This is a genomic window from Arthrobacter sp. A2-55 (assembly GCF_025548615.1).
Lineage (GTDB): Bacteria > Actinomycetota > Actinomycetes > Actinomycetales > Micrococcaceae > Specibacter > Specibacter silviterrae.
Genome location: NZ_JAJLOZ010000046.1, coordinates 16,075 through 36,750, shown reverse-complemented (window position 1 = coordinate 36,750; position 20,676 = coordinate 16,075). Strand labels below are relative to the sequence as shown.

At 63.1% G+C, this 20,676-nt stretch carries 35 protein-coding genes, 9 tRNA genes and 1 other RNA gene; 20 read left to right on the top strand and 25 right to left on the bottom strand.

Features of this window, described 5'->3' with window-relative positions; translation table 11 throughout:
* The 21 genes from LPN03_RS13365 to LPN03_RS13265 all read right to left on the bottom strand — a co-directional run.
* Nucleotides 1-810, bottom strand: an 810-nt coding sequence (locus tag LPN03_RS13365) for a DDE-type integrase/transposase/recombinase (protein WP_262454591.1), incomplete at its 3' end; no start/stop codon positions are given.
* A 166-nt stretch (nt 811-976) separates the two neighbouring features.
* A complete protein-coding gene (locus tag LPN03_RS13360; RefSeq protein ID WP_262454590.1) occupies nt 977-1,378 on the bottom strand; it encodes a hypothetical protein in 402 nt (133 codons plus the stop codon).
* 442 nt (nt 1,379-1,820) lie between these two features.
* Nucleotides 1,821-2,438 (bottom strand): hypothetical protein, encoded by a 618-nt coding sequence (locus LPN03_RS13355; RefSeq protein ID WP_262454589.1) that lies wholly within the window; start codon nt 2,436-2,438, stop codon nt 1,821-1,823.
* Complete coding sequence (locus tag LPN03_RS13350; protein ID WP_262454588.1) at nt 2,428-2,613, bottom strand: hypothetical protein; 186 nt, start codon at nt 2,611-2,613, stop codon at nt 2,428-2,430. Before LPN03_RS13350 ends, LPN03_RS13355 begins: the two co-directional genes overlap by 11 nt.
* 1 nt (nt 2,614) lies before the next feature.
* Nucleotides 2,615-3,136 carry a hypothetical protein gene (locus LPN03_RS13345; RefSeq protein ID WP_262454587.1) on the bottom strand — a complete coding sequence of 174 codons (522 nt, stop codon included), beginning with the start codon at nt 3,134-3,136 and terminating at the stop codon, nt 2,615-2,617.
* Nucleotides 3,136-3,357 carry a hypothetical protein gene (locus LPN03_RS13340; RefSeq protein ID WP_262454586.1) on the bottom strand — a complete coding sequence of 74 codons (222 nt, stop codon included), beginning with the start codon at nt 3,355-3,357 and terminating at the stop codon, nt 3,136-3,138. The genes LPN03_RS13345 and LPN03_RS13340 overlap by 1 nt, the downstream gene beginning before the upstream one ends.
* 17 nt (nt 3,358-3,374) lie before the next feature.
* The gene (locus tag LPN03_RS13335) at nt 3,375-3,872 is read right to left on the bottom strand and encodes a hypothetical protein (RefSeq protein ID WP_262454584.1); all 498 of its coding nucleotides are present in this window, start codon (nt 3,870-3,872) and stop codon (nt 3,375-3,377) included.
* Between the two features lie 37 nt (nt 3,873-3,909).
* Complete coding sequence (locus LPN03_RS13330; RefSeq protein WP_262454583.1) at nt 3,910-4,602, bottom strand: hypothetical protein; 693 nt, start codon at nt 4,600-4,602, stop codon at nt 3,910-3,912.
* A 35-nt stretch (nt 4,603-4,637) separates the two neighbouring features.
* On the bottom strand, nt 4,638-4,799 hold the full coding sequence (locus LPN03_RS13325; protein ID WP_262454582.1) for a hypothetical protein: 162 nt from the start codon (nt 4,797-4,799) through the stop codon (nt 4,638-4,640).
* 269 nt (nt 4,800-5,068) lie between these two features.
* On the bottom strand, nt 5,069-5,434 hold the full coding sequence (locus LPN03_RS13320; RefSeq protein WP_262454581.1) for a hypothetical protein: 366 nt from the start codon (nt 5,432-5,434) through the stop codon (nt 5,069-5,071).
* Nucleotides 5,431-5,721 (bottom strand): hypothetical protein, encoded by a 291-nt coding sequence (locus tag LPN03_RS13315; protein ID WP_262454580.1) that lies wholly within the window; start codon nt 5,719-5,721, stop codon nt 5,431-5,433. The genes LPN03_RS13320 and LPN03_RS13315 overlap by 4 nt, the downstream gene beginning before the upstream one ends.
* A 42-nt stretch (nt 5,722-5,763) precedes the next feature.
* On the bottom strand, nt 5,764-6,180 hold the full coding sequence (locus tag LPN03_RS13310) for a hypothetical protein (protein ID WP_262454579.1): 417 nt from the start codon (nt 6,178-6,180) through the stop codon (nt 5,764-5,766).
* An 80-nt stretch (nt 6,181-6,260) separates the two neighbouring features.
* Nucleotides 6,261-7,169: a hypothetical protein gene (locus LPN03_RS13305; RefSeq protein ID WP_262454578.1), complete on the bottom strand. Its 909-nt coding sequence runs from the start codon at nt 7,167-7,169 to the stop codon at nt 6,261-6,263.
* Nucleotides 7,166-7,387: a hypothetical protein gene (locus tag LPN03_RS13300; RefSeq protein ID WP_262454577.1), complete on the bottom strand. Its 222-nt coding sequence runs from the start codon at nt 7,385-7,387 to the stop codon at nt 7,166-7,168. The genes LPN03_RS13305 and LPN03_RS13300 overlap by 4 nt, the downstream gene beginning before the upstream one ends.
* Nucleotides 7,384-7,665 carry a hypothetical protein gene (locus LPN03_RS13295; RefSeq protein WP_262454576.1) on the bottom strand — a complete coding sequence of 94 codons (282 nt, stop codon included), beginning with the start codon at nt 7,663-7,665 and terminating at the stop codon, nt 7,384-7,386. Before LPN03_RS13295 ends, LPN03_RS13300 begins: the two co-directional genes overlap by 4 nt.
* A gap of 28 nt (nt 7,666-7,693) precedes the next feature.
* A complete protein-coding gene (locus LPN03_RS13290) occupies nt 7,694-8,194 on the bottom strand; it encodes a Panacea domain-containing protein (RefSeq protein WP_262454575.1) in 501 nt (166 codons plus the stop codon).
* The gene (locus LPN03_RS13285; RefSeq protein WP_262454574.1) at nt 8,191-8,559 is read right to left on the bottom strand and encodes a hypothetical protein; all 369 of its coding nucleotides are present in this window, start codon (nt 8,557-8,559) and stop codon (nt 8,191-8,193) included. Before LPN03_RS13285 ends, LPN03_RS13290 begins: the two co-directional genes overlap by 4 nt.
* On the bottom strand, nt 8,556-9,137 hold the full coding sequence (orn, locus tag LPN03_RS13280) for an oligoribonuclease (RefSeq protein ID WP_262454573.1): 582 nt from the start codon (nt 9,135-9,137) through the stop codon (nt 8,556-8,558). Before orn ends, LPN03_RS13285 begins: the two co-directional genes overlap by 4 nt.
* The gene (locus LPN03_RS13275; RefSeq protein ID WP_262454572.1) at nt 9,134-9,343 is read right to left on the bottom strand and encodes a hypothetical protein; all 210 of its coding nucleotides are present in this window, start codon (nt 9,341-9,343) and stop codon (nt 9,134-9,136) included. The genes orn and LPN03_RS13275 overlap by 4 nt, the downstream gene beginning before the upstream one ends.
* 46 nt (nt 9,344-9,389) lie before the next feature.
* Nucleotides 9,390-9,674 carry a hypothetical protein gene (locus tag LPN03_RS13270; RefSeq protein ID WP_262454571.1) on the bottom strand — a complete coding sequence of 95 codons (285 nt, stop codon included), beginning with the start codon at nt 9,672-9,674 and terminating at the stop codon, nt 9,390-9,392.
* Between the two features lie 57 nt (nt 9,675-9,731).
* Nucleotides 9,732-10,781 carry an RNA ligase (ATP) gene (locus LPN03_RS13265; protein WP_262454570.1) on the bottom strand — a complete coding sequence of 350 codons (1,050 nt, stop codon included), beginning with the start codon at nt 10,779-10,781 and terminating at the stop codon, nt 9,732-9,734.
* Between the two features lie 116 nt (nt 10,782-10,897).
* Between LPN03_RS13265 and LPN03_RS13260 the strand changes: the two genes are divergently transcribed.
* The 16 genes from LPN03_RS13260 (at nt 10,898) to LPN03_RS13185 (ending at nt 15,160) form a co-directional block, all read left to right on the top strand.
* Nucleotides 10,898-11,044 carry a hypothetical protein gene (locus tag LPN03_RS13260; protein WP_262454569.1) on the top strand — a complete coding sequence of 49 codons (147 nt, stop codon included), beginning with the start codon at nt 10,898-10,900 and terminating at the stop codon, nt 11,042-11,044.
* Between the two features lie 105 nt (nt 11,045-11,149).
* A tRNA-Trp gene (locus LPN03_RS13255) sits at nt 11,150-11,222 on the top strand.
* 91 nt (nt 11,223-11,313) lie between these two features.
* Nucleotides 11,314-11,398 (top strand) — tRNA-Tyr (locus LPN03_RS13250).
* A 2-nt stretch (nt 11,399-11,400) separates the two neighbouring features.
* Nucleotides 11,401-11,474, top strand: a tRNA-Met gene (locus LPN03_RS13245).
* A 25-nt stretch (nt 11,475-11,499) separates the two neighbouring features.
* Nucleotides 11,500-11,580 (top strand) — tRNA-Leu (locus LPN03_RS13240).
* 142 nt (nt 11,581-11,722) lie between these two features.
* The gene (locus tag LPN03_RS13235; protein WP_262454568.1) at nt 11,723-11,851 is read left to right on the top strand and encodes a LysM peptidoglycan-binding domain-containing protein; all 129 of its coding nucleotides are present in this window, start codon (nt 11,723-11,725) and stop codon (nt 11,849-11,851) included.
* A complete protein-coding gene (locus tag LPN03_RS13230; protein ID WP_262454567.1) occupies nt 11,848-11,988 on the top strand; it encodes a hypothetical protein in 141 nt (46 codons plus the stop codon). The genes LPN03_RS13235 and LPN03_RS13230 overlap by 4 nt, the downstream gene beginning before the upstream one ends.
* Nucleotides 11,988-12,314 (top strand): hypothetical protein, encoded by a 327-nt coding sequence (locus LPN03_RS13225; RefSeq protein ID WP_262454566.1) that lies wholly within the window; start codon nt 11,988-11,990, stop codon nt 12,312-12,314. Before LPN03_RS13230 ends, LPN03_RS13225 begins: the two co-directional genes overlap by 1 nt.
* A 1,124-nt stretch (nt 12,315-13,438) precedes the next feature.
* Nucleotides 13,439-13,511, top strand: a tRNA-Thr gene (locus tag LPN03_RS13220).
* A 21-nt stretch (nt 13,512-13,532) separates the two neighbouring features.
* Nucleotides 13,533-13,606 (top strand) — tRNA-His (locus LPN03_RS13215).
* 2 nt (nt 13,607-13,608) lie between these two features.
* Nucleotides 13,609-13,681: transfer RNA gene (locus LPN03_RS13210), tRNA-Leu, on the top strand.
* Nucleotides 13,682-13,766: 85 nt separating this feature from the next.
* Nucleotides 13,767-13,928, top strand: coding sequence for a DUF4236 domain-containing protein (locus LPN03_RS13205; protein WP_262454565.1), 162 nt, complete (start codon nt 13,767-13,769; stop codon nt 13,926-13,928).
* A gap of 73 nt (nt 13,929-14,001) precedes the next feature.
* Nucleotides 14,002-14,073: transfer RNA gene (locus LPN03_RS13200), tRNA-Gly, on the top strand.
* 23 nt (nt 14,074-14,096) lie between these two features.
* Nucleotides 14,097-14,482, top strand: a transfer-messenger RNA (tmRNA) gene (gene ssrA / locus LPN03_RS13195).
* A 9-nt stretch (nt 14,483-14,491) separates the two neighbouring features.
* Nucleotides 14,492-14,574, top strand: a tRNA-Cys gene (locus LPN03_RS13190).
* A gap of 118 nt (nt 14,575-14,692) precedes the next feature.
* The gene (locus LPN03_RS13185; RefSeq protein WP_262454564.1) at nt 14,693-15,160 is read left to right on the top strand and encodes an HNH endonuclease; all 468 of its coding nucleotides are present in this window, start codon (nt 14,693-14,695) and stop codon (nt 15,158-15,160) included.
* Here LPN03_RS13185 and LPN03_RS13180 read toward each other — a convergent pair.
* Both LPN03_RS13180 and LPN03_RS13175 read right to left on the bottom strand, forming a co-directional pair.
* Nucleotides 15,135-15,968, bottom strand: coding sequence for a hypothetical protein (locus LPN03_RS13180; RefSeq protein ID WP_262454563.1), 834 nt, complete (start codon nt 15,966-15,968; stop codon nt 15,135-15,137). The two genes, LPN03_RS13185 and LPN03_RS13180, sit on opposite strands and share 26 nt — an antisense overlap.
* Nucleotides 15,969-15,979: 11 nt before the next feature.
* A complete protein-coding gene (locus tag LPN03_RS13175; RefSeq protein WP_262454562.1) occupies nt 15,980-16,126 on the bottom strand; it encodes a hypothetical protein in 147 nt (48 codons plus the stop codon).
* A gap of 67 nt (nt 16,127-16,193) precedes the next feature.
* Here LPN03_RS13175 and LPN03_RS13170 point away from each other — a divergent pair, with 67 nt between their 5' ends.
* The 3 genes from LPN03_RS13170 to LPN03_RS13160 all read left to right on the top strand — a co-directional run bounded on the left by LPN03_RS13170 (nt 16,194) and on the right by LPN03_RS13160 (nt 18,430).
* Entirely contained in the window at nt 16,194-16,682 is a 489-nt protein-coding gene (locus tag LPN03_RS13170; RefSeq protein WP_262454561.1) for a hypothetical protein, read from the top strand.
* A gap of 408 nt (nt 16,683-17,090) precedes the next feature.
* Nucleotides 17,091-17,720, top strand: a complete 630-nt coding sequence (locus LPN03_RS13165; protein ID WP_410468595.1) for an ATP-grasp domain-containing protein — start codon at nt 17,091-17,093, stop codon at nt 17,718-17,720.
* A 248-nt stretch (nt 17,721-17,968) separates the two neighbouring features.
* Nucleotides 17,969-18,430, top strand: a complete 462-nt coding sequence (locus tag LPN03_RS13160; protein ID WP_262454559.1) for a hypothetical protein — start codon at nt 17,969-17,971, stop codon at nt 18,428-18,430.
* A 4-nt stretch (nt 18,431-18,434) separates the two neighbouring features.
* Here LPN03_RS13160 and LPN03_RS13155 read toward each other — a convergent pair whose 3' ends face one another.
* Nucleotides 18,435-19,280, bottom strand: a complete 846-nt coding sequence (locus tag LPN03_RS13155) for a hypothetical protein (RefSeq protein WP_262454558.1) — start codon at nt 19,278-19,280, stop codon at nt 18,435-18,437.
* A gap of 2 nt (nt 19,281-19,282) precedes the next feature.
* Nucleotides 19,283-20,020: a helix-turn-helix domain-containing protein gene (locus LPN03_RS13150; protein WP_262454557.1), complete on the bottom strand. Its 738-nt coding sequence runs from the start codon at nt 20,018-20,020 to the stop codon at nt 19,283-19,285.
* 135 nt (nt 20,021-20,155) lie between these two features.
* On the opposite strand from LPN03_RS13150, the gene LPN03_RS13145 reads away from it, so the two are divergent.
* The gene (locus tag LPN03_RS13145; RefSeq protein ID WP_262454556.1) at nt 20,156-20,632 is read left to right on the top strand and encodes a hypothetical protein; all 477 of its coding nucleotides are present in this window, start codon (nt 20,156-20,158) and stop codon (nt 20,630-20,632) included.
* Nucleotides 20,633-20,676: the final 44 nt, after the last annotated feature.

The window sequence follows — 20,676 nt, the reverse complement described above, 5'->3', positions numbered from 1 at the left end:
GATCTTGCCTCTGCCTTGGGGCCGGTACGGGGCTGAATGCACTAATTTGATTCCGAGTTTCGCGCACGTCCTTGCCAGGGACTTATCGCTCATGGCGGCTCCGTTGTCCAAATAGCAGTGAGCTGGGATTCCGTGGGTTTGAAGGGCCGGGCGCAGCACTGCTGAGAGGCGGATGGCGTCCTCGGCGTATGCCCAGCGGGCGGCGGTGACCATGCGGGAATGATCATCGAGGAACGCGAACAAATACGTTTTCCTGCCCCCGATCCGGGGGCCGTGGAGGGCATCACCAACCCAGATCTCATTTGAGGCCACCGTTTCGAAGCGGCCGGTGGCGACCGGGCGGGTGCCGGTGGAAATGTTCTTCGCCCTGAAGTGGCGCAGCAGCGTCGTCTCCGACGGTGCCTGGCCCAGTGTTTCGGTGATGATCCGTTTGACCTGCGCTGCCGTCCTGTTCGGTTTCTCACGCTTGAGCGATTCAGCCAGGGTCAGCACGGTCGTATCGGTGAAGGGGGTGCAGGCCCGTTCGCCGGGTTTCAGCCCGTCAAAGCCGCCCACGTGCCAGGCCTTGACCCACCGGTCCAGAGTCTCCCTGGAGAAACGGCGGGTCCCGCCGAACGGCCACGGATGATCCACCAATGCCAACGCCCGCACCAACGGGCCCCGCTGGCGGGTACTCAACGACGGATCCGCCACGCCCCGAATCACCTGATAACGGAACAAAGCAATATTGTCCCGATGTTCCTTACGCATCAACGGGGTATTGGCCCGCGGAGCAGGATTCGCACGCACCCCGGAAACCTCCGGCCCCAACTCCGGCAGAACCTCCGGAGTTGGGGCCGGAGGAGGGGCAGGGGCAAGCTCGTGGGGCAGGTGGGCTGAGGCGCTCATCATCGAAAAGGATCCTTCCGGTGGGGAAAGTAGGGATCGTGCCATCACCGGGAAGTGGAAATGGCACGTGAACCCCACCTTCGCCCACTTATCCTTGCCGCGGCAGAGCGGGCTGGTGTTGCACCCCATCGGGCCACCCGACCCTGCTGAAGAACCACGGCCCATGAGCAAACAAGGCGGCATACTGCCACGGCAACGTGACCACGGGCTGGGCAACGGCGCGGTGCTGGTGGGCCAGGACCTTGGCGTGGGCCATCAGCATTGCCCACGCATTGCTTTTCTGCGTCGGTGCCGGGGCCGGCCAGAACCCCAAGGCCTCAGCAGTGCTCCGATGCACCCGGACGGCGAAAGCCGCCGCGATGGCCAAGGCATTGGCCGTGAAGTCCCGCAGCCATCCCCTCACCGTGGATTCCGGACGATCAAGCCTCACAGCGATCTTCCGGAACCCCAACCCCGCCACCGCGCTCAGTTCCACAGCGTCAGCGATCACCTCCGCATGATCGGCCCGCCGGGCAGCCAACACCGCCGGCAACAAGATATGGGTGGTACCGCAGCCACCACAACGGGCCCTGCGAGGGAGGTAACGGCGCTTCACCACCGGTACCCCGCACCGGATCACACGCTCCACCCCGAACCCCCAAGGCTTCAGCGATCCACGGCACACCGGACACCTCAGTTCACGGCCAAAGAGCTGAGAGTCGACAGCAGCAGAATCGTGGCTTACCGTAAGCAACAGCGCGACTCATTTCGCGTCAGAACGACCTGGTGCGGCTTCGAAACTGGCACCGGGTCGTTCGTCATTTAAGATCAGGAAAAAAATTCCAGATCAAGGGTCCATCGTCAGCCTGACGCCGCCAACGAAGAACGTCAAGAGGCCGACAAGGAAAACCAACTCACCACACCACATCGTCAGGCAAAGCGACTACCCACGGTCATCCACTGCGACGCGTAACAGCTGCCTTCCTTGGTTGTTGGTGGAATGAGCAGGGCGTGGTCCCGCCACAGAAACCGCAGCACTGTCCTTTGCGGTCCAGCCAGATCGAGGGGGCGTCCCTGTGGAGGGATTCACGGTGGGCTGTCTTGGCCGCGGCGTTCATGAGGCTGATGGTGAAGTCCAGAGGGGCCGGTTCCGGAGCCAGACGCGGTGCCTTGACCTTCGCACGCAGCCCTTCCCCCGAGGAGACGAGCAGGCCCCAGTCGGCCGGCAGTTCGCCGGGCTTGACGATGGCCGCATCGGGGACGACCAAGTACCAGTGGTGCATGTACCGCTTGATCGCGTGGGACTTGTCCATGTCCTTCAGCTCGGTCAGCCAGTCGGACCGGCTGACCTTCACCTCGTGGCCGATGAGCGCGAGGGTGGTGCCGTAGGGGATGCCGGGGCGCTTGTCGGCGGCCACGAAATCGGCGGTGCGCTGGCCGTCAATGTAGCCCATGCCGGACTTCACATGTTCGGCACGCACCCACCGGTCCGTAAGGGTGCCACGGCGAAAATCAGTGTAGCGGTTCAGGAGCAGATTCAGCATGGACCGCTCCGTCGGCTTAGTGTCCATCGCCCTGCTCCTGAAGGATTGCTTCCCACAGTCCGGCCGCCGCCAACGTTGCGAAGCCGAGGATGATGGCCAGTGCGGCAATCGCGGTGGAATGGTCGGAGTTAACGGGGATGAGAGAGCCGGTCACCATCCAGGCAATACCGACGATGATGGCTGCGTGCTTCAGTGGATGCAATTTAGACTCCAAAGTGGTCAGGGGATGAGGAACCGGGCGTGACCGGATGGCTGTGGCTGCCGGCGGCCGCCAGGATGGTTAGGTCCTGCAACGCCGGGGCCGGTACACCGCGGCGCGCCAGCAGCCAGGACCCGACGATGAGGGTTGAAGGTTCGAGGCCTTCAATGACGGTTCCTTCCACGGTGAAGGGGTCGAAGACGTCGGTCTTGAAGATGGCGCGCACCCTGTCACCGACGTTGACGCCCTGCGCGGGCGCCGGTTCGACTGTGGCTGGGGGAGCTGGGGTCGAGGTGCTGTCGGGAGCGTCCGCGGGCGTCCCGGGACCGTCAGGCTGTGCCAGCCGGCCCAGCGTGCTGCGACGATGCCGGAAGAAGGTTTCCTGAGGTGTGGTGCCGGCTTCAATGTCGAGGACGGCCTGGCATGCGGCGCCGTCGCAGCGGATGCGCGTCGTGGACTTGTTCACCGTGAAGGAGCTGTGGCCGGCGAGGATGTGGCTGATTTCCTGGCTGAGCGTGAGGACCATCAGGCACCGCTTTCTGGCGTGATGCGGGAGAGACTCTGGAGGGCCTTGGTCGGCTTGCCGTCTGGGCTGACCGTAAACGAGGCAATGCTGACGGTCTTCTTGTCCAGCCCGCGGCGGATGGGCCCTGTGACCGTGATCTGCCCATAACGTGGTGTGGTGAACTCGGCGGACATCATGTCTCCAACCGCCAGGGCAGCAATGGTCTCGGTTAGCTCTTTCACGTCCCTGCGCGCAGCCATCAGGCCACCGCCTGGAGCGCCTTGACGGCGGCTGTGTACTCGGCCACGGGCACCTGCTCCCAGAGGGCGTGGTCGATGCTGTTGAGGTGCTTCGGGCGGTGGTCATGGACGACCAAGTACCAGTCTGCAGCGACGCGGTCCACCTGTACGGCAAACCATGGCATGGAGGGCAGCCCAGGCAGCTTTGCTCCAGGCAGGCTGAGACTGGCCAGCCTCTCGGCAAGGAGCTTGCCTTCCATGGTTTTGGTGTTGGGCACGGAATCCCGCCGGTTCTGCTTCAATCGCCAGCCAAGGGGAAGCGCGGAGCCGAACGGAAAGCGCACGCCATCGATGCGGATGGAGCCGTCCTGGCCCTTGCGACCAAAGGCGCGTCCGCCCACGGAGCTTTCAAATTCGGCCAGATTCCTGGCATAGCTTCTGGCGGCTTCCTTCCGCTGTGCAACGTGAGCTTCGAACAGCTCAGGGTTCTTGGCCCGAAAGGCCGTCATGGTGATCATGAGGGCCATGTGTGCGGACGAGGCGGGAAGTGCCGTCTTAGCGAGATATTCGGTCGGATTCGTGCGCTGCGGCCACGGCAATCAGTTCCTGGCGTTGGGCATCTGCCAGTTCCTGTATCCAGACCGGGATGTCATCCGAGTACGAGGTGGACCCGCCCCAGTCCGCGGAGAGGCTGCTGGCACGTTCGTCTTGCCGCGCTGTGATGCGGTAACGGTTTTCCCCTGCTGGGCTGCCAGGACTGTAGCTGTGCCAGATGTTCAGGCTGGACGGGGTGAAAGGCTCGCGTTCATCGTGCGTCGAGTCGAGAGCAGGCGCTCCCTCAATGGTCCACCGGCGATCGGCACCATAGCCCCACCGGTCGGCGGCTCCTTCAATCCTTGCTCCTGTGCTGTTGGTGACCAGGTCGGTGTGGACCGTCTCGGACAGCGCATCGATCCAGGCCGGGACCGGATCTCGGAGGATCCCATGGCACCAATAGGCGGAGAGGGCCGACCGGCGGTCCTCAGGCCAGGCATAAATGGAAAACACGTGGTCAGTCGTTTCCTGGCCGGGACGCAGCTGCCACCAGATCAGCAGATCGGCCGGCACGAATTCACGTTGTGGCATCAGGTAGCTGGTCACGGGCTGTGCGCCGGCCAGTGACAAGCGGCGCTCCAGGGAGAAGGTGGGGACATGGCTCTCGAGCGTCAGCTTCATAGGTCCCCGAGGGTCGGTCAGCAGCATGGTCATGGGGCCCATGTGTGCGGCATGGCCTGGAAGATTGCCTATCCCTTGCGCTCCGGGGCACATTCCGGGCAGAAATCCTCGCCGCCGTCATGGATCCAACCGTCCTCAAGGGCGCTGTCGATCTCGTTGGTGCCGGAGTCGTAATCGGTGGACGTTTCGACGGTCTCATTGCAGAGGTCGCACGAGATAGAAATGGTCATCGACATGGCTCAGGACTCCTTCGCTGGGCGCGGCTGCTCGCCACGGAATTCCCACACGCATGACATGCACTGACAGCCCATGGCCCTACGGCAGTCGGAGCACTGGCGCACGTTGAAGTCCGGGCCGTGAAAGCGGGTCGTCATGAGAACGGCCCGCTCCGGTGTTTCGACGGCGCCACATTGGCCGCATTGGATGCGTAGCGGGTCCAGTCCTACGACACCTTCGACGCACCCAGAGACAGTGGGAAGGAGGCGCGCGGTGTCAGTGCTCATGACCAGTCCCCGGCTACCATTTGGTCTAAAACCTTCTCGGGCCTGCCGGCGGACTTCTCTGCTTGGCGGAACAGCAGCTCGTACAGGCAGTCGACGTTGCCGGCACGGCCGTGGGCCATGCGTCGCATCGTGCTTTCGTGCAGGTCCCAGTCGATCGCGTCGGCTGCCGGCGTGAATGCCGTCTCTGCTGCCGTGACGTGTTTGGCTGCCAACTGCAGGAATGGCTGGCGGCCGTCGTCATCGCTGTTCCAGAGTCGTGCGGCCATGTCCGGGGTGTAGCCGACCGTCGTCAGGACCAGGGATTGAATATCCTTGGCAAGGCTCGAGATCAGCACCTCGGCGGGTGTCGGTTGGGAAGTCATCGTGTGGAAACCTTTCGTGCCACCCGTATGGAGCGGCCTTCGGTGAGAGCCAGGGATTCGGCGCGGCGGACAGCGTATTCTTCATTTCCGGCCACTTCGACCGTGTCCCAGTAGGAGCCGTCGCGGGAGGCCCGGACCTCCTGGATGTAGAACCGCGTGCCGACCCCGGTGAGGTTCAGCTCGGACCGGCCGCGCTTGGTGAAGTAGGCGACTTCAACCTCGCCGTCGGATGAGGAGACGCGGGCCCGGGCAATTTTTGGGCGGGTCCTGTTCGAGGAAGCTTTCATGGTCCCCATGTGTGCGGAGTCGGCCGATTCTGTCATCCGGCCTCAGGCAACCCAGGCGCTGACCGGGTAGGCAACCTCATCGTCCGACAAGGGTTCTTCGCGCTGGATGGTGAACCACTCCCAGGTGTTGTTCCAGTAGTCCGGCCGGTTGGTTTCCATCCAAGCCACGGGGTGACCTTCGGCGTCGACGCCTTCCAGGTCTTGCCGGAGGCTTGGGCGCCCCGTCGCGCTGGTGGCATGCTGGGGCATCATCAGATTGTGGAGGTCCGATGCCAGAATGGCCCACTGGCCGCCGGCTTGGTAGTCCCACAGGAGCCGTGGTTCGTCGTCCCCAGGGAAGTAGGCGGAGATCGTCGATGCGATCACCGCCACGTGGCCCAGGCTTGTCAGCATCAGGGCGCCGGCAGGTGCCTTTTCGGGGAGGACGAGCCTGTCTGCCGGGAATGATGAGAGGTCCATGAAACGCTCCTTGGTCGGTGGGTAACCACCATGTGTGCGGACTGGCGTCCCGCACCAGTGGCGGCGGGACGCCAGGAGTCTCATCCGGCGTCCGGCAGCCATACCACTGTGAACTTGCCGCCTTCTGCACGGAGCTCCGAGGCAGTGAACTCGTCGTCGATGCCAGCACTGAGCCAGGAGCGCTCCATCAGGCCATGCTTCTGCAATGCATGTCGCACGTCCAGGTCAAGCAGGTGCTCGGTGATTATCGTGCCCACAGGGAGGCTGGCAAACTGCTCCAACTTTGTGATGACCATGCCGATCGACGGGGCAGTGTCGGGCGTGCCAGGATTTTCTTCCGGTACGAGCCCATCGACGATCCCGAGAATGTAGTCGAGTTCGGTGGCATCCGCCTCGCAGCGGGAAACGGTGGCCTGCAGCTCGACGCGGCGGGCGGCGAGACCTGCCAGCTCTGCACGGGATTCGGCAAGGCGGATGAGGTTGGCCGCCCGCTGTGTCGGGGTGTTGCGCAGCAACCATTCTTGGGCGGACCTGCCGATCTGTGAAACGTCTGCGCCGCGGCGCGATCCTGCTTCGGCCTGGCGCCGCAGGGCCTCCTCGTCGGAGATTCGCTGCAGGGACGGGCCCTGGACGGGAGCCATGTTTCGGGTCTTGATGACGGCAACGCCCCGGCGGACGTCCACTCCCGTGACCGCCATGAAGGACGGTTCGCCACCCGTGCACGCGACCCACAAGGGGGAGTAACGGCTGGCGTCCGGGTACCGGGTGAGGCCCGCGAGAAGCTCCAATAACCGATCGGTCGTCAGGCGGCTGGCCCTGGCCGGTCCGACGAACAGGGCAAGGTCGTCACCGTGGGGGCGGTGGAAGTACATGGACTCGATGGCGTCGGCCATGCCGAAACCGGGGACGTGGACGGGCATCCCCTTTGGCAGTCGGCGCAGTTCATCAGCCAGGTTGGTCAAGCTCCAGTGCGCTGGTGTGTCTGTCACTCGGGGGCCAACTCTTTTGTCGTGGCCAAGATGACGGCCGGTTCCGGGGGTCGAATGGTGAGGCGGCCGCCAGTTGCGTCCTGTTCCACGGAGAAATCACCGCCGAGGTCGATCAAGATTTCGCCGTCATCCTTGACTGTGATTTGGACCCTGGTGTCGATAGTGACTTGCTGGGCGTCCCTGAACCGGAGAATGTTGATTGATCCTTTGTTGCTCATGGGGTTCCTTCGTTGGATGCTTTGGAGGATTTGGTTTTCGCTTCGTAGCCGCGAAAGTCCGGGTCGAAGAACGTGTCACCGAAGTTTCGGCGCATGGAGGCGAGCCCGTTGTAGCGAATGGAGGAACTGGCCACTGCAGAGGCAGCTTCTTCGTCCCGGGGCCCATTGCGGAGCAGGCGTTCCATCCATCCGGTCCAAACATCGCGTTCGGCCTGCATGGCGCGGCCGAATTGGTTGTCGAAGAATTGCGTGTTCCCGGTCAGGGCTGATGTGCTCATGGGTCTCATGTGTGCGGACTCCGGCTGATCAGTCGACATAGTTGGCCATGAAGCGGTTGGCATAGTCGGTGGCCGTGGCCGGTGCGTCTTCTCGGGCCCGGAAGAATGCCCGCATCTCATCGTGGCGAACCTCCGGGTACGGGGTCTCGGCGGTCGCCCTGGCATGGGCCATCAACCATGGTGCCTCGTTTCTCTGCCATTCGCCCATCGTCCGTCCGACGACGCCCCCATAGGCCGCGAATACAGCCCTGACCGTCTCGTTTTGCGATGCGGTGAGTGCCCCAGAGTTCCCGGCCGGCCACGAATCCAGCGTGGGCCGGCCTTCCGAGTCTGGGAACAGTGCGGGAATGGCCATCCCTCTAAACCTGGCCTCGACGGGGTCGTGAAAGAGCGGTTCCCCATGCCAGGCAAGGTGCCAGCCCTGGCAGTAGTAGGCCAGCTTGTGCAAGGCCATACTGCCCAGGACTCCGTAGCGGGCGCGGGAAATCAGACTGGCAGCGACGTCGTGAACGGATACCGGGTCGCTCATGCTCCAGCCCCCGCGGCGGTCGGCGCCTGCTTGTCGAATGCCCTGTTGATGGAGCCGAGAATCTTCTTGCCGCGGCCCTTCCACCAGTTGTCGTCGCTCCTGAGGCGCTTCCAATGCCGGTAATTCAAGACTAAGCGCAGGAGCGCGAAAGCAGCGCCGATATAGTCTCCGGCCAGCAGGAACACCACCGTGCACACCGTCGAGGCGACGGCCACTGGCGCAAACAGTGTCACGATGACGGTTACCGCCTGGTAGCGGAGGAGCGACCCTGACGCGGCGACCGAGGCGACGATGTCAGCGAACAGGATGCCCAGAAACCCGAAGGTTGAAATGCACAAGATCATAAGGAGCAACGCCGCCATCATGCTCCCAGCACCTGGCGGTAGTACCGCAGCTCTTTCACACCTTCGCGGATGTCCATCATGGCCGTGTGGTCGCTCAGCTTGGCCGGCATGGCCTCCCAGGCAGGGCGGTTCCAGCGCTTGACGAGTTCGCCGACGCCGGAGATGTCGATGACCCGGTAGTCAATGGTGGCCCGGGTTTCGGGGAAGAACTTTTCAATCACATCGAAGTCGAACTTGACCGAGTTGCCACCAATGACGATGCCACGGTACGGCTTGCCGTCGTCGAGGATTTCGCCCCGGGAGGGGAAATGGGGGGCCGCAAAGTCACGCAGCGCAAGGTCGAACTCGGTCCGGGTGACGGTGGAGGCCCTTACGCTCTCCAGCAGTCCGGTCTGGCTGTGCATCTCGTACACATAGTTGTCCATCGCGGAGAGCTCGAACGGGCTCGCGTGGATGACGATCGAATCGAGCACGGTCAGTTCGTTCAGCTCACCGTCGGTGATGATCGCAGCACCCTCCAACGGGACGGTCGCCGGATCGGTCATCAGACCGGTGGTTTCAAAGTCTAGCCAGAGGACGTTGTTGGGGCTGGATGTCATCGGTTTTCTGCTTTCTGTGCGGGGTTCTTGGGAGACACGGGGGTCGCCTCATCTTCATAGGGATTGGTGACCGTAGCGATATGTGGTGCGCCGGGGAAGCCTAACTGATTGGTCTCGTTCGTTGATTCGTTGGCGGCCTCTTGGCTGGGAGAGTCCTCAATGACGGTCTCGAAGAACTCGACGACATGGTCAGCGACCATGCTCATGTTGTGATGCCTTTCTGGCCCAAAGTGAATCTGGTGGGGGAGCTTCTCAATGACGAGCAGACCCGGATGCAGCCTGGATCAGAGCCTCCAGGATCGGGCCCAATGCATCCGGTACCGTGGTGACCCGGTAGCCCAAGAGCCGGTTCTCCTTGAGGTCTTCGGCAGCCCGAGTCAGCGAACTGCGGTCACCGTACTCGCGGTGTGTGTCATCGACCGTCCGGGTGGCCTCTCGGAGCTGTTGGCCGGTCTGAAGGATGAGGCGGGCACGGGCGATGGCCTGTTCGGTGGTTATTGGCATGTGACTGTCTCGTTGCTGGGTTCGTTTGCTCATGGAACCCATGTGTGCGGAGGGCCGGCAATATCTCACCGGCCGACCCTCCGCGAAGGTTCATCCGTTCTTCAGCAGCCACTTGTTGTTGATGGCCTTCATGCCGGTGCGGTTGCCCAGGCATTGGATCTCCGCACCCGCGATGTTGTGCCAGACAACGCCCTCGGCCTGCACAGCCGGATTAACCACGGATTTCATGCTATCGACCTGGGCAAGCATCTCCGCGACCGTTTCCGGCAGCTCCCAGTCCAGGACGGGCACCGCCAACTCCAGCAATGCTGCCGGCCACTCGGACCGCGGCACGAACCGGCCGCCGGTGAGGACGCTGAAGGCGTAGAAGCGCTTTTCCTTCAGCTGCAGGGTGTTTTTGGCGACGACGCCAGGGCCCACCAGCTCTCCCTGGACCGTGTAGCCGACCGGGATCCGTTCCAGCATGCCCAGTTCGTCGGCGAGCTTCCAGGGGGCTGTGGCGTCGTCAATGGTGGCCGGGGGTGCCAGTTCCCATCGCCGGCCGGCGACGCGCAGCGTGCCTCCGTCGTTGATGAAGGTGGTGCTGGACCCGTCCAGCTTCTCGGTAGCCTCCCATTCGTACTTCTCCCGCAGTCGCGGCAGGGACTTGTTCAGGTTCTGGGCGCGGGTGGCGGCGGTACGGGGCGCAAATTGGGTCGGGAAGTCACCAACGGCCCGCTCGGACATCTCTGCTGGGATCGGGGCTTCGTACTTGATGATGCCCAGGGCAGCGGCCAGGTCCGTGCCTGCCGGCAAGACCTCAAGTTCCGGGAACAGGGCCAGCGGCAATGCCAGGCCTTGGGAATAGACACCGCGCATCCGTGCGGTCTTGAGCACATGTCCGCGGACGCCGTTGTGGGTCTTCTCAGCGCGGGCGGCAAGGAACGCGAACCGGGGGTCGTCCAGGGGGAGGAAGGAGTCGATTTCGAGGTAGAGGACCTGGTCGCCGACGGCAACCTCGCCCTTCTTCACGACCAGTTCCCAGCCCTTGATGTGGGCGACCTCAATGGCGTCGGCGTCCTCAATTGGGGACAGGGCGTCGACGGTTTCGATGGTAGCGAGCTGACGTTCTTCGGCCTCGGGCCGTGCGATAGTTTCCATGGGCACCATGTGTGCGGACGATCGGTTTTTCGCCCGCAGTCCTCGCTGTACAGTTTCGATTTCTCTCACGTAATGTCGATTTCACCAGCAAGACGCCAACCGGAAAGGACAGACCGATGTCAGCACGCACGCCCAACATTTCAGCCAACAACGGCCGCAACATTGTCCTGCCCGGGCACGCCTTGGTCTCCCGCAAGTCGGCACAGCTCAATAGCTGTGGGTCCATGTCGTGGCATGGCTATCGAGGCACCGAAGTAACTTAGACCTGGCTGCATTGCAGCCGTCTCAGCCGCTTCGGGTAAGTCCAGCCCCGAGGCGGTTTTCTTTTGCCCAAATTCGGGCCAACCGCCTCCGCCCGCAAGGGCACTGGGGAGGTAGCTCAATCGGAAGAGCGTCGGTCTCCAAAACCGAAGGTTGCAGGTTCGACCCCTGTCCGCCCCGCGCAACACCTGCCACCGCCAGGTGCAGCGGTTGAAACTTGAGAATTCCATAGTGGACAAGGAAAGCACCCCGCCAGCCACGGGGTGCCAACGGGTGAGTAAACCGTAGATGGTAGCGGTCCTGACTGTAAATCAGGTGCTCTCTGAGCTCCGGGGGTTCGAGCCCCTCCTCACCCACGTGCACGGTAGGGCAGTTCGGCAGCCCGTCTGGTTCATACCCAGAAGGTCGCGGGTTCAAATCCCGCCCGTGCAACGACCCGGCCCGCACGGCCGGCAGCGCCCGGCTGGTGAAATAGGCAGACACGCTGGACTTAGGATCCAGTTCCGCAGGAGTCCGGGTTCGAGTCCCGGGCCGGGCACGTAACACCTGGAGTCCCCAGCCGAAAGTAGGCGGCGGCAATGCACCCGAAATGCATCTGCGGGAAACCGCGTGGGAGTTCGACCCTCCCGGGCTCCGCGAGCAGGACCAGGAGAGTATGCAAGCTGGCTGGCACATATGTGGTGAAGTCCGGGGACACGCTCTCCACCATCGCGGCGAAGTTCGGCACGACGTGGCAGGCCCTCGCCGCACTGAACCAGCTGGCGAATCCGGATTACATCCAGGCTGACCAGGTGCTCCGGATCCGATGAGAGCCAAGCCCATGCACGTCATCACGGCCGTCCTCGCCCTGGCCGCAGCCACCGCTGTGGCGGCGCTCCCCGCCACTTGCTATGCGATCGGGGCCGGGACGGCTGCCGTCATCGACATCATTTCAAGGAGCCTGTAATGCTGACATCGATTCTGCGCACCATCGTCCCCTACCTGTGGGGTACGTTCATTGGCTGGGCGCTTGCCCTGGTCCCGGTCCTGGAGCCGTTGCGTGCTGACCTGCTGGCTTATGGGGATGCGGCAGTGCCCATCATCGCCGTCGTCCTCGCGACGGCCTGGTACGCGCTCTGGCGCTGGCTCGAAGGGAAGCTGCCGCCCTGGCTGACCCGCATCCTGCTCGGATCCGCACTGGCACCCACCTACGCCAACGTCCACACCATCGCTGGTGAAGTCGTTGACGACTGGCACCTCGTCGTGAGTCCGAAGCACTCGACCGAGGAATAGCAGGAGCCGCCCCACCCGCAACGGGTGGGGTGGCTTCTGCCGTTAACGGCCGTGGGTGTCTCTGTGCGGCACCCATTGTCCAAGGTTGCCACCCGGGCGTATGGTCGGGAATGTTGAGGGTTTGGGCCTGGAGCTTTGCTCACCGGTACTGGCCCCACCGAAGGATCCTCGACACGGCGGCCCCGTCGACCACCTCCAGCGGGGCCGCCACCCAGGCTGAGAAATGGTTGTGCCCCTACCCGTCGGAGTGGGTGGGGGCACGGCGCCCGGAAATGTTAAAGGAGGTCGGGCGCCCCGTGCACGGCGCACCAATGGGGTAGGCCGGCCGTGCAGGATTTGGTGGTGGAGGAATCCGTCCACGGAACCACCACCAAGATGACTATACTCTCACCGCGGAACCGGCCGAATAGTACAAGAGATATTCAGAGTAACAATTCAAATTCGCCGTAATATACCAGCTCGCGGGTCGTGGCATTGCCATGTTGTTGACCAAAGAATGCCGCGGGCGATTTAGACGAAAGGCAAGAAGCCGCCCCACCAGCGGAGAGGTGGGGCGGCTCTGCGTGTGTCCTCCCAGACGGGGGTCCGGGAGGACACCGAAAGAATACTCACACACTATAAATTAAGCCAATCGATACCGCGATCACGCCGACGGGCATAACAATGTGTGAGCCAAATTTAGTCACCGACCCTATAGCAATTCTGGTCATTTTTCTTGCGGTGAAACACCATCGTATGGGTAAACTTCATGGCATTGAGGCGAACACGGGTTCCCCGTGAAGGGAAATAACAAATGAACAAATTGGTCTCCTTTCGCCGAAATCGGCTGTTGTCAATGGCTGCTGCGACGGTTTTTCTTGCCGGCGCCGTGGTCGCGTGAACACCTTCGAAACTCTAGAGACAATGAGCGCAAATCACGGGAGTCCTTGTATGCGTGTGGGACCCCGATTCGATATGACGAGGGATGTCGATGTGAGAATTGCCGCCGGGCCAAGCGCGCGTATAGGGGAAAACGGATTGGGTACAGACAGAACGTTGCGCAGGTAGCAGCTTAGATCCCGGCTCCACGATCTGCTGGAATCGCAACGAAGGTTCCAGGTTCAATTCCTGGTGGGGGAGCGCATGCCTGATTGGCTCAGTTGGTGGAGCGCCGTTTTCGTACAACGGAGGTCGCTGGTTCGATTCCAGCATCAGGCTCTGGCGCACTGCGCCCCAGTTGTGACCGTAGCTCAGTTGGTGGAGCGCCTTGATGTGGCCCAGGAGGTTCGCGGGTTCGAGCCCCGTCGGTCACCCCGCCCGCCTGGCCCAATGGCAGAGGCGACGGCTTCAAAAGCTGTCAGTTCCGGGTTCGAGTCCCGGGGCGGGCACGGTGCAGGGCAACAAATGTTGCTGTGCCGCACACATGGCTATTGTGCCGGGAGTACCGGTGCCAGAACCGAAAGGGAGAATGCCGTGGGATTGATTTTCCGCAAAACCAAGAGCCTGGGTAAGAACACCCGGCTGAACGTCTCCAAAAGCGGAGCGTCGATCTCTCGCAAGCTGGGACCGGTAACGTTCAACAGCCGCGGCAGGATCACCATCCGGCTCGGAAAGGGCCTGTCCTTCCGGCTGTAGTCACCAACCCGGCGGACCAAGAACCGCCATCAGCAAGACCAGGCCGTCCGACTCAAACGGCGGACAGCCACCCGCGGGATTAGCTCAGTTGGCAGAGCACCTCTCTTCCAAAGAGGAAGCACCGGTTCAAGTCCGGTATCCCGCTCTGGTTCACCACGGTGAACCTACGGGGGTGTCATGGTTTCGACATCATCCGACGCTTTCGCAGGGAAGCGGGCCCAGAAACGCCGGCCATCTGGCTAATCAGTCCGGCAACCTAGAGATGCCAACGCAACTCGCAACGACTTCGACCTCGCCGCTTAGCGGATCGAGGACCCAAGCGGGGTCTGTCTCGCCGTACAACAGGCAAACGGTTCTCGGCCGTGCGGCAGGCATCAGCAAAGGAGACTCGACCGGGAGCAGCGCTGCGGGCGCCCGGCCGTACCAGCAGCTAGACCTCACCAGGGCGCCGTCCGCCGCGCCCGGCAGGGTCGATAAGCCCCTGACGGACTACGCCCGTAGAAGACTATGAAACCGGATGCTGGACGCGGGTTCGACTCCCGCCACCTCCACGCAAGACCCTTGGCGCTGTGGACGAATGGCAAGCCGGCAGTCTGCAAAACTGTGCCTCCGGGCATCGCCGGTTCGACCCCGGCCAGCGCCTCCAAAGATCATCACCATCCAGACCACCCTCCTTGTCCACTGGGATTCCCTTACCGTCCACTCATCGTTCACCGGCCCGAAATTTGGTGACGAAACGATCACGATACAAGGAAGGAACAGCCATGACGGCAGGAGCAGTCCTGGTCATCAACGCCGGGTACGAACCCATGCACCGCGTGTCGCTTCAGCATGCCGTCAAGATGCTGGTCCGTGGCGTTGCCGTCGTCGAGGAAGCTGCAGTCAACGAATACTTCGGGCCTTTCCCACGACCCCTGGTGCTTCGCCTCCTCCGCTACGTGCAAATGCGCTGGATCCGAAAGGTGCCTTTCAGCAAGGCTGCCGTCAGGGCCCGAGATGGACGGTGCGCCTACTGCCCAGGGCCGGCTGAAACCGTGGACCACATCGTTCCCCGTTCACGGGGCGGCCGTTCGACGTGGCTGAACCTGGTGGGCTGCTGCCACTCCTGCAACGGACTCAAGGCCGACCGGACACCGGAGGAGGCCGGCATGAAGCTTCTGGTCACCCCGTACATCCCGAACGGACTGCGGTCGTCGCAGGTGGCTCCTACTGTCCGAGCAGTTCCCTGCTAAACAGGTCCGCGACCTCATAGTCGTAGTTGCGACGCTTTCGCAGCAGCTCCATGGCCTGGGCATGGGCGCGGGTGAGGTCGGCCAGGGACGCTGACGGCTGGATGTCCAGACATACCGGATCATCGGTCTCAAATTCCAGCCCGGTCCCGTCGGCGTACACTTCCATGCGGGCCGCCCAGGATTCAATGGTGGAGGTGGCGGCCAGGAACGTTGTAGTCACGGAGACGATGACGTGCCGTTGCGATCCGGTGCCGGCGACGCGCACGTCAGTGCGAATCCGGTTCGCTGCCTCGAGTGTGCCGCGGCGGGCACCACCGTTACCGGACGGGGTGCTCACGGCGGCCGCCGAAGACACGTTCCAGCTCATCATGGCGTGCCAGATGCCCTGCAGGACGGACAGGCTCATCCACGCGATGCTCAGGTCGCCCCGGAGCTGGTCGAATGGCCATTTTCCGTGGGATGTTCGCTCCATGGACTGCATATGGGTGCCCGGCTCGCCGACGACAGCCAGCCCATGGTCGAGAATCTCGGCCGACTCATCGATGACGTGGGCGAGGATGCCCTGCATTTTCATGGCAATGGCCGCGAAGCTCTCGACCGCCTCCTCATAGGCGAACCGGGCCGTCATCACCAGCTGGTGGTCGGTGATGGTGCGGGAACGGGACAACAGGTGGCTGCCACCGGCCTTGCCGTCATGGGGAATGTACCCGGTCTCGATCAGCCACAGCAGCAGGTCCTTGTCGAGATTGGCGAACCTTGCGTAGGCGGCGGCCGTGACGGTGTCGTCGCTTCGAGCGTGGACCGTCATCCGGGCTCCTCCTACCGCTCCACCCTGATTGAGATCAGCTTTGTGCCATCCGGCACCTGCAACCGCAGCTGTTCGAGGGCCAGATCGTAATTGTCCCCGCTGGCCTGGATCCTGCTCGTCTCATCTTCAGCGTTCGCCACTGTTCCCACCAAGATCATGGCCCCATCCTAGCTGCGAAAGCGGCCGCCGACCGCTGATCATGGTCCTGCCGCACACATAGTCCCCATGAAGACCATTGACCACAAATACTTGATGACCCAGCCGAACAATGGCGCGACGGCTTCCGTCGAATTGAAACCGCGCGGCGCGGCGGGTGCTTCCAGTGCCGCCGTGGTTTCCGTGAACGGGACATACGCCGAACTGCTGGCCGCACTGGACTTCCTCCACGAAGACGGCGGGGCAACACTCATCGAGGCCATCATGGGCTCAATGCTCGAAGACCCGGACGCCGCCTTGGTTGGCAAGGGCGAGGACTTCGCCCAGCGACTCCAGAACCGATTCCACCAGGAGCACGTCCCCGCCCGGAAGCTCACGACCGAATTCGACCTGAGCACCAAAAAGAGGACAACTGGCATTCGGATCGACTTCACTGCAGTGTCGGCCGCCGCAGCTGTCACTGACTTCATCGCAGCCACCCACCCGCTGGAACTGAACCAGCTGGCCATCAGCTTGTCGCCGGCCTATGACCTGGGTCAGGAAGCTGTCGGTTTCTAGGCTTTCTACGCATGTTTCCGGACAGAAGGCCAGAAATTTCCAGACCGAGGAGCACAACGTGACCCCATCCGATATCGCCACCGTGGCCCTCACTGCGGCATTCTTCGGGTTCACCCTCACCCATTCGACGATTGCGCTGATGCGGGCCTGTCGGGAACGGGCTGCTACCGGCCCGGAACGACAATCGTGAGGGGCTCCTATACCTCTCTGGCTGTTGTCACCTCAGTCCGGTGGCTTCCTGAAGATCTGGCTTCCGCCGGAACCATAGATGTAACCGGGACATTGGGCTTGGACGCGCCGGTTCTGGACGGCTCACGAGCCATTTGGTGTCCCGGGGCCTATGCCCTTCGGCTGCTCCAATCCGGGGTCCGTCACCCGTTCCTGGCGCCGGGTCCGGGGTGGATTGGCATGGTACCTCCGGAATTTCTCGGGCGCCGGGTCTGGGCTGGAAGATTGTCCGACATGCCCGCGTTCGTCCGTCCCATGTTCGTCAAGCTGGCCGAACATAAGCACACCGGAATCCCGGCAGCCATCCACACCTCATCCGGCCAGTTCGCGGAGGCCGCCGCGGCCGTCCTTGGAACGGGCATCGAAAGCCTGTCCGTCGTGGTGTCCGAGCCTCTGGCGTTCCGACGCGAATTCCGCACCTTCATCACCGATGGCAAAGTTACCGCCGCCAGCTTCTACCTCTCAACCGTCCCGGGGGCCAGCGGTGCGCCTGTCACCCTCACTTGGGATGCGTTTACGGACGCCGGGACGGCCCCGAACACCGATGAGGCGACCCGGTTCGCCCAGCGGGTCGTGGATGCCATGGGAGGAAACCAGCCGCTTGGCTACACCCTGGACGTGGGCCAGCTCGGTGACGGCTCCTGGGCTGTGGTGGAAGCCAACGCTGCCTGGAGTTCGAACATCTACCATGCAGACCCTGCCGGCGCCATCGAGTCCATCCTCGCCGCGCAGGCGCCGGGGCATCCCGACTGGGAGTGGCGGCCTGACTCGTTCTTTGCCGTCAAGGCGCGGGCGCTCCCTCACCTGTAATCCCGGGGCCCGCCGCACACATGGGATCCATGCCCCAACCTAAAGACCGCATCCGGAACTGCCGGTGCCCGCGAGCCAACCACACCCACGGCACCCGGGAAGCGTACGTTCGGGACAGCTGCCGGTGCCTGCCGTGCCGTGCTGCAGCGTCCGTCTATCTCAAAGCAGCCCGGCGGAAGGATGCGAAAACCGAGTGGGTGCCCGCCGCTGATTTTCGGGCTCGCATAGCAGTGCTGGTAGGGGCCGGGATGAGCCGCAGCGACATTCACCGGATCACCGGCATCTCGCTGACCGTGCTGGCCGACAGCAAGGAAAACCGTGCCGCAAAGAAAGCCCTGAAGAAGAATCTGCTGGCACTGCAGGCCATCGGCTACAAGGAAATGCTGGCCGCCCCGGTCCCTGCCATGCTTCAAATTCACGCCCCGGCAGCTCAGCTGCAACTGCAGGAGCTCTACGCCCGCGGCTGGGCCACACCCTTCATTGCTTTGCAGGCCGGGACCGCGCACTCCACTATCAACCGGGTCCTGCACGGGAACGGGCTGACCGAGACAGTTCGGGCCCGGATCGATGCCGCCTACCATGCGCTGCGTGCCGGCACACCGCCTGAGGAAACGGCCCTGGACCGGCAGCGACGTCAACGCTCCCTGTCCCTGGCCACGAAAAACGGCTGGCTGACAACCCAGTATTGGGACGTCTACGACGCAGCCTGACGGGCTATTCCTTGGCGCAGCTGGCCAGGAAAGCCATCAGCGGAGTTCCGTCGGCCGTGTCGAAGAGGGTGTCGAGGGCGATGTTGAACTCCAGCTTTCGGGCAAAAGGGACATCGACTGCGTCGTAGCCGTGGCTGAGCAGCTCACCGGTCATCATGAGCCTGGCCGACCTTTTGTTGCCGTCGAAATAGAACTGCCGGCGGGTGGCCCCGGCAAAGTATGCCAGCGCGCGCTCACGAGGATCCTCCACTGTCCCCAAATACTCCAGGAGCGCATCCATTTCCTCAATAAGATTCACCCCGCCTGCGCCGGGTTCCGACGGCGAATAGAGGCCGCCGTGGGACAGGCGGACGTGCCCGCCACCCGCTACTGCGCCTTCACCCCGAAAATGTCCGCTTTCAATGGCCTCGTGGCGGGCCACCAGCCCGTGGAGCCGATCCGACGTCGCCTTGGCCAGGGCAAACTGTCCATCACGCACCAGCTCATCGGCCATCGAGTAGCCCTCGCTGAGGGCCAAGATTTGTTCGGCATCCTCAAGCGATTTCCCGCCCACTGTGACTCCGTCCAGCAGTGTCCTGACCTCGGGGAGGGTGAAGTTGTTGCCTTCCAGTGCCGCGGCATTCCAGATCAGGTCCGGCATGGAGGCGCGGAACCGTGCCCGGGCCTTGTCGGCCCCTACCTGGCGTATGCGCGAAAAATCGATGGATGCCGAATCCCAGGTGAAACCGCAGAGCTCCAGCCGGGCCAGGTCGCGCGGCGGCGTCAGTCGGACGGAAGGTTCCGCGGCGACGGGTGCCTGCTTTTTGACGTACTGGTTGGATCCGCGAGCCCACTTGTGTTGCTCCGCCATGCTCACCACTCCTTTGCGATTGTCGCGGCCACCCCGGCGAGTTGGCCGCCGAGCGAGAACCCGTCGATGAGCGCCTGAATGGGCGCCACGTAATTGAGCCCACCGCTCTTGAACGAGGCGTGGAAGACCGCGGGCAGGGCGGCGGCCACGACTACTGTGGCGGTGTGTGGGGACCGGGCCTCCTTCAGCGTGTCGGCCAGAAGGGAGGCGGCCAACCGGGGTTCCTCGGCCCACAGGACTTTCACGCCGGCGACCGCGCGGCCTGCGCCAAGCTCCAGATGCGGCTGACCGGACAGCGCCCACCTCGCTCCCGTCGCGTCGCCGGCAGAGGCCAGGCGCAGCGTATCGATGTCGCCCCGCAAGTAGACGCTCGGCGCGCCCAATGCCAGGAGCCCAGAGGCCCGTCCGGCGTAGTCGATGACGGCAACCGGGTCCTGCAGTCCCAGCCGGTGGAGTCGGTTCACCCACTGGTTGGCTTCGGCCAGGCTGTCGGGTTCAAAGCCCTGCTCCAGGAGCATCCGCGCCGCCTGGGCCGCGAAGGGATCACTGAGGGGGCGCACCTGAAGGTCCAGGTCCAACCCACAGGCGATGGCCAGCTCCCGCAAGGTGCCCAGTGTCGGATCGGTCTCCCCGTGCTGAATGCGGTGGATGGTCGACCTGGACACGCCGGAGGCGGAAGCGACGTAGGACTTGCTCAGCCCAGACCGCTTAATCCACCCATCCAGAAAAATGTGTTCCATATACGCAACATTATCACCTCGTGTCCCGTATATGGAACATGCCGTTGCGAAGTTCCGCGCTCATCGATGCGGCTCAACTGGGGACATCGTCTAGGCTATTGGTTCGATCAACTCAAGCCCACAGACAGGACCCCCATGGCGAACACTCGCATCGATCCGCCGCTGACTATCTGGTACTGCGACAACTGCAAAGGCCAGATCACTGAGCCGCACGCGGGCACGGTCAGCTGGAACGACCCGACCGTCGTGTCCGATAACGTCGGCGTGGTGCAAAATGACTTCCCCGAGAAGTTCTACATCCTCCACAAAGGCGCGTGTGACAACATGCAGCGGCTGCCGAAATCCCACGATCTGAACACGATGCTGGGAGTGAACGGGTTGCAATGGTGGGCAGGCTACCTATGGAACGGGCCGACGACCGCGCCCATGAATTTCGTACCGGGAGTGGACCTCAAGCCGGCCATGGAGCTTCTCTACCGGCTGCAGGTCCCCTATTACGAGCAGGCCAGGCGCTACTTCAACACCAGCTACTCCCAGTACCTCACCGACTCAACCACGACGTTCACGGAATCCACCCTTCGCGGGATCATCGAACGCGAGGGTGAGCAGTAGTCCTGAGTCCGAGACTCGGTGAAAAGGGTGGAGCCGACGCTGTT

Excerpts from the sequence above, each read along its gene's own strand:
- LPN03_RS13290 (WP_262454575.1), bottom strand. The coding sequence starts at position 8,194 with ATGAGCGACCCGGTATCCGTTCACGACGTCGCTGCCAGTCTGATTTCC.
- LPN03_RS13265 (WP_262454570.1), bottom strand. The coding sequence starts at position 10,781 with ATGGAAACTATCGCACGGCCCGAGGCCGAAGAACGTCAGCTCGCTACC.
- LPN03_RS13325 (WP_262454582.1), bottom strand. The coding sequence starts at position 4,799 with ATGACCATTTCTATCTCGTGCGACCTCTGCAATGAGACCGTCGAAACG.
- LPN03_RS13155 (WP_262454558.1), bottom strand. The coding sequence starts at position 19,280 with ATGGCGGAGCAACACAAGTGGGCTCGCGGATCCAACCAGTACGTCAAA.
- LPN03_RS13150 (WP_262454557.1), bottom strand. The coding sequence starts at position 20,020 with ATGGAACACATTTTTCTGGATGGGTGGATTAAGCGGTCTGGGCTGAGC.
- LPN03_RS13260 (WP_262454569.1), top strand. The coding sequence starts at position 10,898 with ATGTCAGCACGCACGCCCAACATTTCAGCCAACAACGGCCGCAACATT.
- LPN03_RS13335 (WP_262454584.1), bottom strand. The coding sequence starts at position 3,872 with ATGATCACCATGACGGCCTTTCGGGCCAAGAACCCTGAGCTGTTCGAA.
- LPN03_RS13270 (WP_262454571.1), bottom strand. The coding sequence starts at position 9,674 with ATGAGCAAACGAACCCAGCAACGAGACAGTCACATGCCAATAACCACC.
- LPN03_RS13285 (WP_262454574.1), bottom strand. The coding sequence starts at position 8,559 with ATGATGGCGGCGTTGCTCCTTATGATCTTGTGCATTTCAACCTTCGGG.
- LPN03_RS13170 (WP_262454561.1), top strand. The coding sequence starts at position 16,194 with ATGAAGACCATTGACCACAAATACTTGATGACCCAGCCGAACAATGGC.
- LPN03_RS13315 (WP_262454580.1), bottom strand. The coding sequence starts at position 5,721 with ATGAAAGCTTCCTCGAACAGGACCCGCCCAAAAATTGCCCGGGCCCGC.
- LPN03_RS13310 (WP_262454579.1), bottom strand. The coding sequence starts at position 6,180 with ATGGACCTCTCATCATTCCCGGCAGACAGGCTCGTCCTCCCCGAAAAG.
- LPN03_RS13180 (WP_262454563.1), bottom strand. The coding sequence starts at position 15,968 with ATGACGGTCCACGCTCGAAGCGACGACACCGTCACGGCCGCCGCCTAC.
- LPN03_RS13330 (WP_262454583.1), bottom strand. The coding sequence starts at position 4,602 with ATGACCATGCTGCTGACCGACCCTCGGGGACCTATGAAGCTGACGCTC.
- LPN03_RS13175 (WP_262454562.1), bottom strand. The coding sequence starts at position 16,126 with ATGATCTTGGTGGGAACAGTGGCGAACGCTGAAGATGAGACGAGCAGG.
- LPN03_RS13300 (WP_262454577.1), bottom strand. The coding sequence starts at position 7,387 with ATGAGCAACAAAGGATCAATCAACATTCTCCGGTTCAGGGACGCCCAG.
- LPN03_RS13295 (WP_262454576.1), bottom strand. The coding sequence starts at position 7,665 with ATGAGCACATCAGCCCTGACCGGGAACACGCAATTCTTCGACAACCAA.
- LPN03_RS13275 (WP_262454572.1), bottom strand. The coding sequence starts at position 9,343 with ATGAGCATGGTCGCTGACCATGTCGTCGAGTTCTTCGAGACCGTCATT.
- LPN03_RS13185 (WP_262454564.1), top strand. The coding sequence starts at position 14,693 with ATGACGGCAGGAGCAGTCCTGGTCATCAACGCCGGGTACGAACCCATG.
- LPN03_RS13225 (WP_262454566.1), top strand. The coding sequence starts at position 11,988 with ATGCTGACATCGATTCTGCGCACCATCGTCCCCTACCTGTGGGGTACG.
- LPN03_RS13345 (WP_262454587.1), bottom strand. The coding sequence starts at position 3,136 with ATGGTCCTCACGCTCAGCCAGGAAATCAGCCACATCCTCGCCGGCCAC.
- LPN03_RS13230 (WP_262454567.1), top strand. The coding sequence starts at position 11,848 with ATGAGAGCCAAGCCCATGCACGTCATCACGGCCGTCCTCGCCCTGGCC.
- orn (WP_262454573.1), bottom strand. The coding sequence starts at position 9,137 with ATGACATCCAGCCCCAACAACGTCCTCTGGCTAGACTTTGAAACCACC.
- LPN03_RS13355 (WP_262454589.1), bottom strand. The coding sequence starts at position 2,438 with ATGGACACTAAGCCGACGGAGCGGTCCATGCTGAATCTGCTCCTGAAC.
- LPN03_RS13145 (WP_262454556.1), top strand. The coding sequence starts at position 20,156 with ATGGCGAACACTCGCATCGATCCGCCGCTGACTATCTGGTACTGCGAC.
- LPN03_RS13320 (WP_262454581.1), bottom strand. The coding sequence starts at position 5,434 with ATGACTTCCCAACCGACACCCGCCGAGGTGCTGATCTCGAGCCTTGCC.
- LPN03_RS13165 (WP_410468595.1), top strand. The coding sequence starts at position 17,091 with ATGGTACCTCCGGAATTTCTCGGGCGCCGGGTCTGGGCTGGAAGATTG.
- LPN03_RS13160 (WP_262454559.1), top strand. The coding sequence starts at position 17,969 with ATGAGCCGCAGCGACATTCACCGGATCACCGGCATCTCGCTGACCGTG.